The organism is Alishewanella sp. HH-ZS (assembly GCF_001704375.1).
Lineage (GTDB): Bacteria > Pseudomonadota > Gammaproteobacteria > Enterobacterales > Alteromonadaceae > Alishewanella > Alishewanella aestuarii.
Genome location: NZ_LZEJ01000010.1, coordinates 53651 through 68197, shown reverse-complemented (window position 1 = coordinate 68197; position 14547 = coordinate 53651). Strand labels below are relative to the sequence as shown.

16 protein-coding genes are annotated in these 14547 nt (G+C 52.1%); 7 read left to right on the top strand and 9 right to left on the bottom strand.

Annotated features, from left to right (window positions below):
• Positions 1-2 precede the first annotated feature (2 nt).
• From tolA to aspS, 8 genes are all read right to left on the bottom strand, one after another.
• Positions 3-968, bottom strand: coding sequence for a cell envelope integrity protein TolA (tolA, locus tag A9165_RS05665; protein WP_065955220.1), 966 nt, complete (start codon positions 966-968; stop codon positions 3-5).
• Positions 958-1383, bottom strand: coding sequence for a protein TolR (tolR, locus tag A9165_RS05660; RefSeq protein ID WP_065955219.1), 426 nt, complete (start codon positions 1381-1383; stop codon positions 958-960). The genes tolA and tolR overlap by 11 nt, the downstream gene beginning before the upstream one ends.
• The gene (gene tolQ, locus A9165_RS05655; protein WP_008607902.1) at positions 1383-2072 is read right to left on the bottom strand and encodes a protein TolQ; all 690 of its coding nucleotides are present in this window, start codon (positions 2070-2072) and stop codon (positions 1383-1385) included. Before tolQ ends, tolR begins: the two co-directional genes overlap by 1 nt.
• 884 nt (positions 2073-2956) lie before the next feature.
• Positions 2957-3967: a Holliday junction branch migration DNA helicase RuvB gene (gene ruvB, locus A9165_RS05650; RefSeq protein WP_065955218.1), complete on the bottom strand. Its 1011-nt coding sequence runs from the start codon at positions 3965-3967 to the stop codon at positions 2957-2959.
• Between the two features lie 3 nt (positions 3968-3970).
• Positions 3971-4591, bottom strand: a complete 621-nt coding sequence (gene ruvA, locus A9165_RS05645; protein ID WP_065955217.1) for a Holliday junction branch migration protein RuvA — start codon at positions 4589-4591, stop codon at positions 3971-3973.
• Positions 4592-4600: 9 nt separating this feature from the next.
• Positions 4601-5125, bottom strand: coding sequence for a crossover junction endodeoxyribonuclease RuvC (gene ruvC / locus A9165_RS05640; protein ID WP_008951678.1), 525 nt, complete (start codon positions 5123-5125; stop codon positions 4601-4603).
• Positions 5126-5127: 2 nt separating this feature from the next.
• Positions 5128-5871 carry a YebC/PmpR family DNA-binding transcriptional regulator gene (locus A9165_RS05635; RefSeq protein ID WP_065955216.1) on the bottom strand — a complete coding sequence of 248 codons (744 nt, stop codon included), beginning with the start codon at positions 5869-5871 and terminating at the stop codon, positions 5128-5130.
• A 90-nt stretch (positions 5872-5961) separates the two neighbouring features.
• Complete coding sequence (gene aspS, locus A9165_RS05630) at positions 5962-7737, bottom strand: aspartate--tRNA ligase (RefSeq protein WP_065955215.1); 1776 nt, start codon at positions 7735-7737, stop codon at positions 5962-5964.
• A 262-nt stretch (positions 7738-7999) separates the two neighbouring features.
• On the opposite strand from aspS, the gene cmoA reads away from it, so the two are divergent.
• From cmoA to A9165_RS05595, 7 genes are all read left to right on the top strand, one after another.
• Entirely contained in the window at positions 8000-8728 is a 729-nt protein-coding gene (gene cmoA, locus A9165_RS05625; protein WP_008951675.1) for a carboxy-S-adenosyl-L-methionine synthase CmoA, read from the top strand.
• Between the two features lie 2 nt (positions 8729-8730).
• Positions 8731-9696, top strand: coding sequence for a tRNA 5-methoxyuridine(34)/uridine 5-oxyacetic acid(34) synthase CmoB (gene cmoB, locus A9165_RS05620; RefSeq protein ID WP_065955214.1), 966 nt, complete (start codon positions 8731-8733; stop codon positions 9694-9696).
• 56 nt (positions 9697-9752) lie between these two features.
• A complete protein-coding gene (locus A9165_RS05615; RefSeq protein WP_065955213.1) occupies positions 9753-10640 on the top strand; it encodes a LysR family transcriptional regulator in 888 nt (295 codons plus the stop codon).
• A 12-nt stretch (positions 10641-10652) separates the two neighbouring features.
• Positions 10653-11060 (top strand): DUF6278 family protein, encoded by a 408-nt coding sequence (locus A9165_RS05610; RefSeq protein ID WP_008607889.1) that lies wholly within the window; start codon positions 10653-10655, stop codon positions 11058-11060.
• Between the two features lie 74 nt (positions 11061-11134).
• Positions 11135-12178 (top strand): phosphoribosylformylglycinamidine cyclo-ligase, encoded by a 1044-nt coding sequence (gene purM / locus A9165_RS05605; RefSeq protein WP_065955212.1) that lies wholly within the window; start codon positions 11135-11137, stop codon positions 12176-12178.
• 9 nt (positions 12179-12187) lie between these two features.
• Positions 12188-12850 (top strand): phosphoribosylglycinamide formyltransferase, encoded by a 663-nt coding sequence (purN, locus tag A9165_RS05600; protein ID WP_065955211.1) that lies wholly within the window; start codon positions 12188-12190, stop codon positions 12848-12850.
• On the top strand, positions 12831-13598 hold the full coding sequence (locus A9165_RS05595) for a DUF3108 domain-containing protein (RefSeq protein WP_083216231.1): 768 nt from the start codon (positions 12831-12833) through the stop codon (positions 13596-13598). Before purN ends, A9165_RS05595 begins: the two co-directional genes overlap by 20 nt.
• Here the strand turns inward: A9165_RS05595 and A9165_RS05590 are convergent.
• Complete coding sequence (locus A9165_RS05590) at positions 13566-14336, bottom strand: class II glutamine amidotransferase (RefSeq protein WP_008607883.1); 771 nt, start codon at positions 14334-14336, stop codon at positions 13566-13568. The genes A9165_RS05595 and A9165_RS05590 overlap by 33 nt on opposite strands.
• Between the last annotated feature and the right edge of the window lie 211 nt (positions 14337-14547).

Sequence of the window (14547 nt, the reverse complement as noted above, 5' to 3'; positions counted from 1 at the left end):
AATCAAAATTCAGGTGCCACCGTTAAGGTTATATCTTTTAACTGATTATACACATCCGGATCCTGAGACATTGGTAAGGTTCCGGCCCGGTTTACTGCCCGTACGGCAGCGTCGCACACTACCCTGTCGCCACTGATGACGTTGACGCTGGTTACAAAACCATTAGTCGCCAAACGGATGTTTACCCGGCACGACCGACCACGCATGGTGGACTCATCTTTAATCAGATTGCGGGTAATCGCATCACTGATCATTGCCGTGTAACGTTGTACTTCGGTTACCGCCTGCTGCGCCCGAGCCCGGCGTCTGGCGTCAGCCTCTGCGGCCAGCTGTTCTTGCAGCATCCGCTCCTGCTCTGCCCGTTCGCGCTGCTCTCTGGCTTGACGCTCGCGCTCAGCCTGGGCTTTAGCCAGAGCTTCCTGCTCAGCTTTACGCTTTGCTTCGGCCGCTTTAGCCGCTTCTTCGGCTTTTTTACGCTCTTGCTCCCGCGCAGCACGCTGCTGTTCTGCCTCCCGTGCTTTTGCCGCTTCAGCTTCCTGCTGTTTCTTAGCATCTGCAGCAGCGCGTCTTGACGCTGCGGCTGCTTCGTCGGCCTTACGTTTCTCCTCCGCCACCCGCTTTAAGCGAGCCTCTTCCTGTGCGCGGGCGCGCTCTGCCTGCTGGGCACGACGCTCCAGGTCACGAATGCGCTGCTCTTCTGCGCGCTTGGCGTCTTCCTGTTGTTTCTGGATTTCCGCAACGCGTTGCTCCAGCACCTGACGATCAATTGCTACCGCTTGCACTGGTGCCGGCGGCGGCGGCGGTGGTTCAGCACTGGCGCTGCCGGCTTCGCCAGACAACGTGATCTGCGTAGGCTTGGGCCAGAAGTTTAAACCGCTGATCACCAAACCCAATACCAATGCCAGATGCAAACCCACCGACTTTGCCAGCGGCGTCTGCCACCACTTTTCACTCAGCTCAAACTTCATTGTCCGTCATCAACCCGACAGCCGGCGCACCAGCTTGCTTTAATACATTAATTAAGCGGATCACGGAATTGTAATCAACGCGGCCATCCCCTTTGACGATCACCTGAGTGCCAGGTTCAATTGATAACCAACTGGCAACTTCTACCTGTAATTGTGAAGAGGTAAAAGGCCCTTGCTGTTTGCCGTCTTTTTCAAAGTAGTACAGACCGTCTTCATCAACGGTCGCAATCAGTGGCGTTTTACCATCTTTCATCTGCGCAATAGGCTCAGCCGCAGATTTTGGCAATTCGACATTTACGCCCTGAGTAATGATCGGCATGGTCACCATAAAAATCACCAAGAGTACCAGCATAACGTCGATATAAGGTACGACGTTAATCTCAGCTACCGGGCGACGTTTTTTGCGGGTATACATCAGGCAGCCTCACCGCTACTAACAGCCTGGCGATGCAGGATGTTGGCAAATTCTTCAACGAAATTGACGTAACTACTTTCAATCTGTTCTACTTCGTGCGAAAACTTGTTGTAGGCGATAACCGCCGGGATAGCAGCAAATAAACCGATGGCCGTCGCGATCAGCGCTTCTGCTATACCTGGCGCTACCATCGATAGCGTGGCTTGTTGTACTGAACCCAAGGCAATAAAAGAATTCATAATACCCCACACAGTACCGAATAAGCCGATGTAGGGGCTGATTGAGCCAACGGTGGCCAAAAATGGCAGGTCTTGCTCTAAACGCTCTACTTCACGAGACAAGCCAACGCGCATTGCGCGGTGAGTACCGTCCATGACGGCTGCTGACTGGCGGCTGCTTTTGTGCAAACGGGCAAACTCTTTAAAACCAGCTTTAAATAATGACTCCAGACCATCTGCCTGCTGCCGGGCACTGACTTCGGCGTACAGCTTTGACAGATCAACACCGGACCAGAAACGGTCTTCAAACTTTTTCGCGTCATCCAGTGCGGCTTTCAATACTTTTTTGCGTTTAAAAATCATCGCCCAGGAGGTGATCGACATACCAACCAGGATCAACATAACCGCCTGCACCACAATACTGGCTTCGAGCAATAAATGCAGAATCGAAATTTCACCTGAACCTGTCACCTGTTGGCACCTCTGTTTAAACGAATGAATTACTTGCAGCCTTTGATGCTAAGGTACTGATATGACAAGACTGAGTCAACCAAAGTTGGTTCAGTTGTCTTGTACCGGCAGCTAAGGGCTTAGCCTAATGCGTAAAACCGTCGTTGTATCATTCGCTCACCCGCAAGGGCACGCTACCCACTGGCGCGCGCTTTTCCTCATTAATCAGGGAGTTAATCAGGTTCACTTGCCCGTATGCCACCGCTAAGGCGCTGGTGACAACAACTCGAAGACAAGCCTGCAACTGCATGAGCTGAAACGACGATTTTTCGCGCCTGTATGATAATTAAGCCTGCAATTTAACTCAATCGGTTGGCATCGCTTTTCACAACTATATTTTTTTAGCGCCGCCACTTGTTTTTCTGCCCGAAATCAGAATGTGTTACAGCTGTATTAAAACGCGCTCTGCTTTCTGGCTTTAGCAGTAAAACCGACTATCGAATAAATCATTTTTGCCGACTTAAAGTATCACGAAGCTTATCTTGGGCAACCAAGCTTAACGCTGGATGAACAAGCGCCAAATCTACAGATTTACCCGCTAAATTGCATGGCATTCTCCCTGGCGGCAATTCAGATATTCATTAGTTTTTTTAATGGCAAAGTGCCAGTTTTTCTCGTTTGAAGTAATTACTCCAAATCTTTAAGATACGCAGGTGTTCTGAGCTAGCGCAAAGACAACCGGAAAAGTGGTAGCGAGTTTTGGTTGTTTAGACAGTTCACTTAACAATGAGACTTTGTGAGAGAGGTCTTGTTGTTTGCTCCAAACATGTTCCCTGGATTTATTGAAGCACTTCCTTCAACTTGTTGCTTGCCCGCTCATTGAGCGGGCTTTTTTTTATTTCGACTTATTTCGACTCGGGCAAATCAAAACCCAGATGACGATAGGCTCTTGCTGTGGCGATGCGGCCACGCGGTGTACGCTGAATAAAACCCTGCTGAATCAAAAACGGCTCTATCACATCTTCAATGGTTTCTTTCTCTTCGCCGATCGCTGCGGCCAGGTTATCCAGCCCCACTGGCCCCCCCATAAAGCTGTCAATAATGGCCGTTAGCAGCTTACGGTCCATATAATCAAAGCCTTCAGCATCGACATCGACCATTTTTAGTGCGGCTGAGGCAACTTCGATAGACACGACACCATTGGATTTTACCTGCGCATAATCGCGCACCCGGCGCAGTAGCCGGTTGGCAATGCGCGGTGTACCGCGCGAGCGGCGGGCAATTTCGGTCGCCCCTGCCACGTCCAGCTGCATATTCAGATAATGGGCTGAACGCTGAATAATCTGACTCAGCTCCTCGACCTTATAAAATTCCAACCGCTGCACTATGCCAAAGCGGTCGCGCAGGGGGGAGGTTAAGGCACCGGCCCGGGTGGTGGCCCCCACCAGCGTAAAAGGCGGCAGATCGAGCTTGATTGAGCGCGCGGCAGGTCCTTCGCCAATCATAATATCCAGCTGATAGTCTTCCATCGCCGGATACAGGATCTCTTCCACCACCGGACTTAAGCGATGGATCTCATCAATAAAGAGCACATCATTCTGCTCCAGATTGGTTAACAGCGCGGCGAGATCCCCGGCTTTTTCCAGCACCGGGCCAGAAGTGGTTTTAATGTTGACGCCCATTTCGTTAGCAACAATCATCGCCAGCGTGGTTTTACCCAGACCCGGCGGGCCGAAAATCAGTAAATGATCCAGTGGATCGCCCCGACCACGGGCGGCTTCGATAAAGATCGCCATTTGTTCGCGCACATGCTGCTGACCGGTATAATCCGCCAGACTTTTTGGCCGGATCGCACGGTCAATTACTTCTTCTTCTTTTAATATTCCCGGCTGCAGCAGGCGATCGGCTTCAATCATGGCTTAAATCATACTCTTTAAGGCCGCCTTGATTAGCTGCTCGCTGCTAATCCCCGGCGTTAAATACTGTTTTACCGCTTTCGCGGCCTGTGCCTGACTATACCCCAAGGTCAGCAAAGCGCCAATCGCATCCTGCTCGGCTGTGGCTGGCGGCGCGAAAATGGCTTCCTCATCGGTGAGCAGTAGCTTATCGGTTACCGGCATTTGAGGTGTCACACCCCAATCTTTTAGGCGGTCGCGCATTTCAATCACCAGCCGCTCAGCCGTCTTTTTACCGACACCAGGTAGCTTAATTAAGGTGCTGATATCGTCAAACTGCACACAACGCACAAAATGTTGCGCGGTCATGCCGGATAGAATAGTCAGCGCCAGCTTGGGGCCGACGCCATTGGCTTTAATCAACTGGCGAAATAAACTGCGCTCGGTCGGATTGCTAAAACCATAGAGTAGCTGCGCATCTTCACGCACCACAAAGTGGGTATAGAGGATAGCGGTTTTGCCCACTTCCGGTAATTCATAAAAGCTGGTCAGTGGCAGCTGCACTTCATAACCCACACCACCAACATCAATAAGCAGATCCGGGGGTTGTTTTTCCAGAATAGTGCCTTGTAAACGACCAATCATCAGCTTTCCTTATTTACGTAAACGACCGCGTACCGTTTTACTGGCCTGCCCGGCCAAACTGACCAGACTCTGCTGGGTATGACCATGACACAGCGCTACTGCCAGTGCATCAGCAGCATCAGCTTGCGGGTTGGCCGGTAGCTTTAACAGATAACGCACCATATGCTGTACCTGCGCTTTATCGGCCGCGCCCGTGCCCACTACGGCTTGCTTCACCTGACGGGCAGAATACTCAAACACCGACAGCCCGGCATGGCAGGCGGCGACGATGGCCGCCCCCCGAGCCTGCCCCAGCTTTAACGCCGAGTCGGCATTACGCGCCATAAAGACCTGCTCAATCGCAAACACAGTGGGCTGAGTTTGGGCGATAATTTCGCTTACGCCATTAAAAATGCGGATCAACCGCTCCGGCAGCTCGTCGGTACCGGTACGGATACAGCCGCTGGCGACATAACTAAAGTTACCGCCAAGCTGCTTAATCACGCCATAACCGGTCAGCCGGCTGCCGGGGTCAATACCCAGAATAATCGCCAAGCTTACTCCAGTGTCGCCATAATGTCGTCGCTAATGTCGGCATTATGGTAAACGTTTTGCACATCGTCTGAGTCTTCCAGCGCGTCGAGCATTTTAATAAACCTGGCCGCGGTATCGGCATCAAGTTCAGCGCGGGTATCCGGTAACAGGGTGATTTCTGCTGATTCGGCAGTAAAACCGGCTGCCGCTAACGCATCTTTGACGGCACTGAAGGCGTCCGGGCTGGTCAGCACTTCCTGACTGCCATCATCATGGCTTTGGACATCATCGGCACCGGCATCCAACGCTAATTCCAGCAGCTGGTCTTCATCAATGCCCGGCGCAAACAACAACACGCCCTTGCGTTGAAACATATAGGCGACTGAACCGCTGGTACCCAGGTTACCGCCGTATTTGGTAAAGGCATGCCGCACATCCGCCACAGTGCGCTTATTATTGTCGGTCATGGTTTCAACGATAACCGCGACCCCACCCGGCCCATAGCCTTCGTAGACCAGCTCTTCGTATTGCTCACCGTCCTGCATCCCGGCACCGCGCTTTATGGCGCGCTCAATGGTATCGCGGGTCATATTTTCACTTAAGGCTTTGTCGACAGCCAAACGTAAGCGTGGATTAGCGGCAACATCGGGGCTGATGCGGGCTGCGGTGGTCAGCTCGCGGATCATCTTGGTCCAGATTTTGTTTTTCTTCGCATCCTGGCGGGCCTTACGATGCTTCATATTGGCCCATTTACTGTGTCCAGCCATCGGTGCTCCTGTGCTTGTAAAAACTGCGGGGTAAAGACGCAGTGGGCAAGGCCCACTGCACAAGCTTAGCAGTTGTTTCGCTGCTTAAACTCAGGCTTTGACCGCCACCTGAATACCCAGTTCAGCTAATTGAGCTGGATTAGCGGCACCCGGTGCGTCCGTGAGCGGGCAAGCAGCGGTGGCAGTTTTCGGGAACGCCATCACATCACGGATTGAGGTCGCGCCGGTCATCAGCATTACCAGACGATCCAGGCCAAAGGCCAAACCGGCATGCGGCGGCGCGCCGTACTTTAACGCTTCGAGCAGGAAACCAAATTTCTCGGCCGCTTCTTCATCGCTAATGCCCAATAAGGTAAAGACCTTGGCCTGCACTTCAGCGGTGTGGATCCGCACTGAGCCACCACCTAATTCAGTGCCGTTTAATACCATGTCATAGGCATTGGATAACAGCTCACCAAGCTTGAGCTCGTTATTCGGGGTATTCAGGAAATGCGCCGTGTCCAGTGGCGAGGTAAACGGATGGTGTACTGCCGAGTAGCTGCCATCATCGTTTTCTTCAAACATCGGGAAGTCTACCACCCATAACGGTTTCCAGCCTGGTACCGTCAGTTTTAAGTCTTCGCCCAGCTTTAAGCGCAGTGCCCCCATGGCTTCGCAGACAACCTTGTAGCTATCGGCACCAAAGAAAATTAAATCGCCATTTTGAGCGCCGGTGCGGGCCAGAATTTCGGTAATGATCTCGGCGCTTAAGAACTTGGCTACTGGTGACTGGATACCTTCAGCGCCTGCTGCCAGATCGTTAACTTTCAACCAGGCTAACCCCTTGGCGCCATAGATGCCAACAAAGCTGGTGTAGTTGTCGATATCTTTGCGGGAGATTTTCTCGGCAGCGCCTGGCACTTTCAATGCCACGACGCGGCCTTTTGGATCCCTGGCCGGGCCGGAGAAGACTTTAAATTCGACGTCTTTTAATAAGTCAGCCACATCGACAAACTGCATCGGGTTGCGTAAATCCGGCTTGTCGGAACCGTATAAACGCATCGCTTCCCAATACGGCATGCGTGGGAAATCGCCTAAATCGACATTCAGCAGGCTCTGGAACATCTCACGTACCATCTGCTCGGTCACCGCCATCACTTCCGGCGCCGTCATAAAGGAGGTTTCGATATCGATCTGGGTAAATTCCGGCTGGCGATCGGCGCGTAAGTCTTCATCACGGAAGCATTTCACGATCTGGTAGTAGCGATCCAGACCTGACATCATCAACAGCTGCTTAAACAGCTGTGGTGATTGTGGCAACGCAAAGAACTGGCCTTTGTGCGTGCGGCTGGGTACCAGATAATCGCGCGCGCCCTCTGGTGTAGCCTTGGTCAGGATCGGCGTTTCAACATCTAAAAAGCCCTGGCTGTCCATAAAATTGCGCACAAAGCTGGTGACCTTGGCGCGGAATTTCAGCCGGTCGCTCATCAGCGGCCGGCGTAAATCCAGGTAGCGGTATTTCAGGCGCTGCTCTTCACTGTTTTCGTGGTTAAAGTCCAGCGGCAGCGGCGCGGCTTTATTCAGAATAGTCAGCTCACTGGCATAAACTTCTACCGCACCGGTGGCCATCTCCTGGTTTACCTGCGAGGCCGGGCGCGCCCGCACCTGGCCTTTTATCTGAATGCAGTATTCATTACGCACGGTATAGGCAACATCGAACAAATCTTTTAAATCCGGGTCACATACCACCTGCACCAGACCTTCACGGTCACGCAAGTCAATAAAAATCAGACCGCCCAGATCCCGCCGCCGGTTGACCCAACCACTTAAGGTGACGTCTTGCCCAACTTCTGTTGCCGTTAACTTACCGCAATAATGGCTACGCATTAACCTTTCCTTTCATTCAAGCTGAAGTGCTACACCTGTCATCTGGCGACAACCACGGTTTTTGTCTGCGCGGCTGTCGAAATTGATAGTGTATCTATTTAATGGGCGCTAATTATAGCGAAATGCGCTTTAATGTCACTGCCCGCTTTGGAAAAGCAGTTAATGCGTGTTGCTAGCTATCTTGGGCAGCGATTAACTGCAGAAAAGTGCCCGCCTTTGCGTTAAAATGCCGGCCATATCGTGCCCTTATTGAGAAATTAAGATGCAAAAAGATCAGGTGTATGCCGATCCGCTGGCCCATATTGCCGATTTTCGCTTTGACGCGGCCGTGGCCGAAGTATTCCCGGATATGATTCAGCGCTCGGTACCCGGCTATCAGACTATTATTCAGACCATTGGTAAGCTTACCGCCCGCTTTCAACAGCCGGACAGTCATTATTATGATCTCGGTTGCTCACTGGGCGCCGGTACGCTAGCGATGCGCCGCAATATTAGTGCCGCTAATAGCAGGATCATTGGTGTCGATAACAGTGCAGCCATGGTCGAGCGTTGTCAGCTGCACTTACAGGCATTTCGCTCTGAAGTGCCGGTGGAGATCCTGCTGGCCGATATCCGTGATGTGGCGATTGAACATGCCGCCGTCGTCGTGGTGAACTTTACACTGCAGTTTTTAGCGCCTGAGGATCGTAGTGCGCTGATTAATAAAATTTATCAGGGCTTAAAGCCAGGTGGCCTGCTGCTGCTATCCGAGAAATTTATTAACGACGACAGCCTGACCAATGAGCTGCTGATTGACTTGCACCACGACTTTAAACGTGCCAATGGCTACAGCGAGCTGGAAATCAGCCAAAAGCGTACCGCACTGGAAAATGTAATGCGCCCGGATAGCCTGCAAACCCACCGCAGCAGACTGCAGCAAGCGGGTTTTAACAAGCAAACACTGTGGTTTCAGTGTTTTAATTTCTGCTCGATGCTGGCGATTAAGGATTAAGCATGCTGGATTTTTCTCCCTTTTACGCCGCCTTAGCGCAAAACCAGTTAAGCGCCTGGCTGGAAACCTTACCGGCCCAACTGGCCAACTGGCGCAAAGAAGCGCTACATGGTGACTTTGCCAGCTGGCAAAAGGTGTTGCAGCATTTGCCCGTGACCAAACCATCGGTCGTTGAGCTACAGCAGGAAGTGAAATTCGGTACCGCCGCTGATATCAGCGCCGGCGAAGCCGAACGCATTCGCTACTTATTACAACAATTAAAGCCCTGGCGCAAAGGCCCCTTCTCTATTCACGGCATTGACATTGATACCGAGTGGCGCTCGGATTGGAAATGGCAGCGCGTATTGCCGCATATCAGTGATTTAACTAACCGCACTGTGCTTGATGTTGGCTGTGGCAGCGGCTATCACTTATGGCGGATGCGCGGTGCCGGCGCCCGTTTTGTGGTCGGTATCGACCCATCGCAACTGTTTTATGCGCAGTTTCAGGCCATTAAACACTTTAATCCGGACCCAGCAGTGAATTTAATCCCGATTGGAATCGACGAGATGCCGGCCTTAAAGCAGTTCGATACGGTATTTTCGATGGGGGTGTTATACCATCGCCGCTCACCGCTGGATTTTTTACAGCAATTAAAGCAACAACTGCGGCCGGGCGGCGAGCTGGTGTTGGAAACCTTAGTGGTCGAAGGCGACGAGCAAACGGTACTAGTGCCGGGTGAACGCTATGCCAAGATGCGTAATGTCTGGTTTATACCCAGTACCGCCGCCTTATGCCATTGGTTAACCCGGCTTGGCTTTAAAGATGCACGGGTGGTTGATTTAAATACCACCAGCCTGGAGGAACAGCGCGCCACGGCCTGGATGGAAAATGAAAGTCTGATTGATTTTCTCGATCCGAATGATCATAGTAAGACCATTGAAGGTTATCCGGCACCACTACGGGCCGTGGTGCTGGCCCGGGTGTAACGGCTGCAACAACAAGCAGCAAACGTCAACACGCCCTAGCAGGAGCAAAGTATTCTATGCCATTTCGACCAAAGTCCACCCTTGAACAATGGCGTATTTTACAGGCTGTCGTAGACGCCGGCGGCTATGCTCAGGCCGCCGAGTTACTGAACAAAAGCCAATCCTCACTCAATCATGCGGTGGCCAAATTGCAATCGCAGCTTGGAGTGGAATTATTGGAAGTCATTGGCCGCAAAGCCCAGCTCACAGCAGCCGGTGAAGTGATGTTGCGCCGCTCCCGTATTCTGACCCAGCAAATTGAAGACTTAGAGTTGTTGGCCGATAACCTGGACAAGGGCTGGGAGCCGGAGATCCGCATCGCGACGGAATTGGCCTATCCGAAACAGTTTTTATATCAGGCGCTACAGGCCTTTTATCCGCTGAGTCGCGGCAGCCGGGTGCAAATTATTGATACCGTACTAACCGGCACCAGTGAAATTATCACCCAGAAAAAAGCTGATCTGGTAATCACTGGCGTGGTGCCCAAAGGTTATCTCAGTGAACCGCTGTATGTGACCCGCTTTATTCCGGTAGTGGGCTGTCAGCATCCGTTAGCGACTATCGAGAGCCTGGATCAGAATGAACTGAGTCAGCAGCTGCAGATCGTGATCCGCGATACGGCGGTTAAACCGCAGGAGCATATGGGCTGGTTAAAGGCAGAGCAACGCTGGACAGTCGATAACTTTTACGAAGCCGTCGAGATCTTGCAGTTGGGCCTGGGCTTTTGTTGGCTACCCGACTTTGTGGCGCAGCCACAGCTCGATACTGGTCAACTCTGCCGCTTACCGCTTAAACAAAGTACCGAGCGGCTGGTACCCATGAGCCTGTTGGCACCACAAGAAGAAACACTGGGGCCTGGCAGCCGGCAATTGCGCCAACTGTTACTGGCCGCACATCAAAAATAATCAGGAGACATTATGCAATCACAGGAACTGAGTACACTGATGCAGCAATCTGCAGCAGATGCCGTAGGTTATGCTGCCGAGCAGCACCAACTGACACTAGATTACAGTCTGGATAGCCTGCACCAAGTCGACCAGTTGTTATCCCGCTTGCATCAGGATCAGCAGAGCAAACCCCATTCCAGTGAGCTGCTGTTTACCCTCTGTAACATTATTGGTGCCTATATTGGTGAAGTCTTTATCCGCCACGTTGGCGGCCAATGGCAAAATAATACGGCGGATGAAAGTGCACCCTATATGGCAGTGGGTTTTGGCGACAAGGAATTTCCTTTTGCATCAGTGTGTTACCATAAAATTGTGAACCATGACAGTATCAGCTTGCAGGACTATCTGCGTCAGGCACGTGAGAATGCTACACAGTAAGGCTTTTGTCGGCGCCGTTAAAAAGGTAAAATAGCGCCCTCTTTAGCCAACCCCCAAGCCATTCGAGGAAAGCCGTGAGCGAGCAGAAAACATCTTTAAGCTATAAAGACGCCGGAGTAGACATAGACGCAGGTAATGCGCTGGTTGATCGGATCAAAGGCGCGGTTAAGCGCACCACCCGTCCGGAAGTCATTGGTGGCCTCGGTGGTTTTGGCGCGCTGTGCCAGATCCCTGCCGGTTATAAAGAACCGGTGCTGGTGTCAGGTACCGACGGTGTCGGCACTAAGTTGCGCTTGGCGATGGATTTAAAACGCCACGATGGCGTAGGCATCGATCTGGTTGCGATGTGCGTGAACGATCTGGTGGTACAGGGTGCCGAACCGCTGTTTTTCCTCGATTATTACGCCACCGGTAAATTAGATGTTGATACGGCGTCGCGCGTGGTAGCCGGTATTGCTGAAGGCTGTGTGCAGTCAGGCTGTGCGCTGGTTGGCGGTGAAACCGCTGAAATGCCAGGCATGTATCATGGCGATGACTATGATATCGCCGGTTTCTGCGTCGGCGTGGTCGAAAAAGCCGATATTATTGATGGCACTAAAGTCCAACCCGGCGATCAACTGATTGCCTTAGCCTCTTCTGGCCCACACTCTAATGGCTTTTCACTGATCCGCAAGGTACTGGAAGTGTCAGGTCAATCTCCTGAGACCTTACTGGCAGGCAAGTCACTGGCTGATCATCTGCTGGAGCCAACCCGCATTTATGTGAAGAATCTGCTGGCGCTGTTTAAAACTACACCGGTACATGCTTTGTGTCATATCACTGGCGGTGGCTTCTGGGAAAATATTCCACGGGTGTTACCAGCCAATACCAAAGCCGTGATCAATGGCAAGAGCTGGCAGTGGCCGGCGATTTTTGACTGGTTACAGCAACAAGGTAATATCAGCCGCCACGAAATGTACCGCACCTTTAACTGTGGCGTGGGGATGATAGTGGTAGTACCAGCTGCACAACTCGATAATGCCCTGTCACAATTACAGCAAGCTGGTGAAACGGCCTGGCACCTCGGTGAAATTCAGGCTGCGGCGGCTGACGAGCAACTGGTTATTATCAACGAGTAACGAGGCAGCATGAAATCTATCGTCGTGCTGATTTCCGGCAGTGGCAGCAATTTGCAAGCCCTGCTGGATAGCTGTGCTGCGGGCTTTATCCCCGGTAAGATTACCGGGGTGATCTCGAACAAGGCAAACGCCTTTGGCTTAAAGCGGGCTGAAGCCGCCGGTATCAGTACCGCAGTGCTTAGTCATAAAGGTTTCGACAGCCGGGAAGACTATGATCAGGCGCTGATTGCTGCGATTGAGCAATTTAAGCCTGATTTGATTGTGCTGGCTGGCTTTATGCGCATCCTGACTGCAGAATTTGTGCAGCACTTTTCCGGTAAATTATTGAACATTCACCCTTCTTTGCTACCTAAGTATCAGGGATTGGCTACCCACCAGCGGGCAATTGACGCAGGTGATACCGAACATGGTTGCAGCGTACATTTTGTTACCGAGCAACTGGACGGTGGTCCGGTAATTTTACAGGCCAAGGTACCCATTTTCCCGGGGGACGATGCTTCAATCGTAGCAGAGCGGGTTCATGCGCAGGAACATCAGATCTATCCGCTGGTGGTGCGCTGGTTCTGTCAGGACCGTTTACAACAACGGGCAAATGAGGCATGGTTAGACGGTAACGTACTTCCAGCACAAGGTTATGCCCAGGATGAGGATGATGTCGAGGTTGCGCCATAGCGCTGCCGTATTAATTAGCACCTGTTTACTCAGCGCTGCAGCTCAGGCTGCAGCCCCTGTCACGGTCGAGGCGCCAGCCTTCAGCACCTTTAACGCCGAATATTTAATTTATCGTGCCGGTAAAAACCATGGTAAAGCCCGTCGCTATCTGCACGATAAAGGCCAGCATTATGAAATGGGCTACAACAGTGATATCAGCTGGCTGGTGTTTAGTGATAAACGCAGTGAATTATCAGAGTTTAAGGTAGAACAAGGGCAGATCCGGCCTGTACATTACCTGATGAAACGCAGCGGCACCGGCAGCAACCGGCATTATGAATGGCGGCTGGACTGGCAACAGCAGCAGGTGTTGACAGGCAAAAGAGCCACCCTGAAACAGATACCATGGCAGGATAACTGGTTAGATCCACTTAGTTACCATCAACAACTGGTAACGGATCTGAAAGCCGGTAAAACGGAGTTCAGTTATCAGGTGCTGAACCGGGATGGCAATAGCCGCACCTACCATTACCGGGTGGAACTGGAAGAGCCACTGGCCCTGCCCTATGGCAACCTGCGTGCCCTCCGGATCGCCCGGGTGGAAGAAAACAGCGATAAGCAGGTGCTGGCCTGGGTAGCACCGGAGCTGGATTATATGCTGGTACGTCTATGGCGCGGTGAAGATAATGTCGAGCAATTTGACGTGCAGCTCCACACATTAGAGTGGCTACAGCGTTTAGCGCCCGAGCGGCTCACCGAAACGGAATAACTGCGCCTCCCCCGGTTGCATCTTATGCCACTGCTCGTTATTAGTCAGTGGCTCTGTGGCAATAATGGTGACCACATCCTTGGGTGTGGTTTCCCGGCTAAAATCAATATCCACATCAACATCAGACAAGCGCGCTACACCAAAGGGCGCGCGGCGGGTGATCCAATGCAGCTTGGTGGTGCAAAATGCCAGCACGTACTCGCCATCCGTGAGCAGCATATTAAACACTCCCAGCTGTTGCAGGCGCGGTAACAGCCGGGCGATAAAGCGCATTGCCGCTTTAGGGCCAGGACTGCGGTTCGGATAGCGTTTCACCAGCTCACTCAGCAGATAGCAAAAGGCCCGCTCACTGTCGGTGGTCCCCACCGGTTGAAAGCGCTCAACCGCTAACTGGCGGAAATCCTTTAGCTGGCCATTGTGGGCATAGGTCCAATAACGGCCCCACAGCTCGCGGGTAAAAGGATGGGTATTTTCAAGGCCAACGCGGCCGCTGTTAGCCTGCCGCACATGGGCCACCACGGCCGTACTTTTGATTGGATAGTCGGATACCAGGCGGGCGATTTCTGACTGGTAGCTGGGTAAGGCATCCTTAAAAGTACACACGCCCTTCCCTTCGTAAAACGCCACGCCCCAACCGTCTTTATGCGGCCCGGTGCGGCCACCCCGTTCCTTTAAGCCTTTAAAACTAAAGCATATATCCGTTGGCACATTAGCTGACATGCCTAATAATTCACACAACTGCCTGTCTCCGCATCTGAAAACTCCGGAAAAACCCCGCTGTTTAGCGGTGCATTTCACATCTGCTTGCTATGCTAAAACGTAACTAACAGTGTCTGCAACTTTTGTTGACAGCTGCACCGCCAGCGCATCAACACGAATTGCTTGCAACTTGGCTTAAAGCATTCTAAGCTAAAGCTTTAGTGGTCAGACCTCTTATCACAGGAGTTTA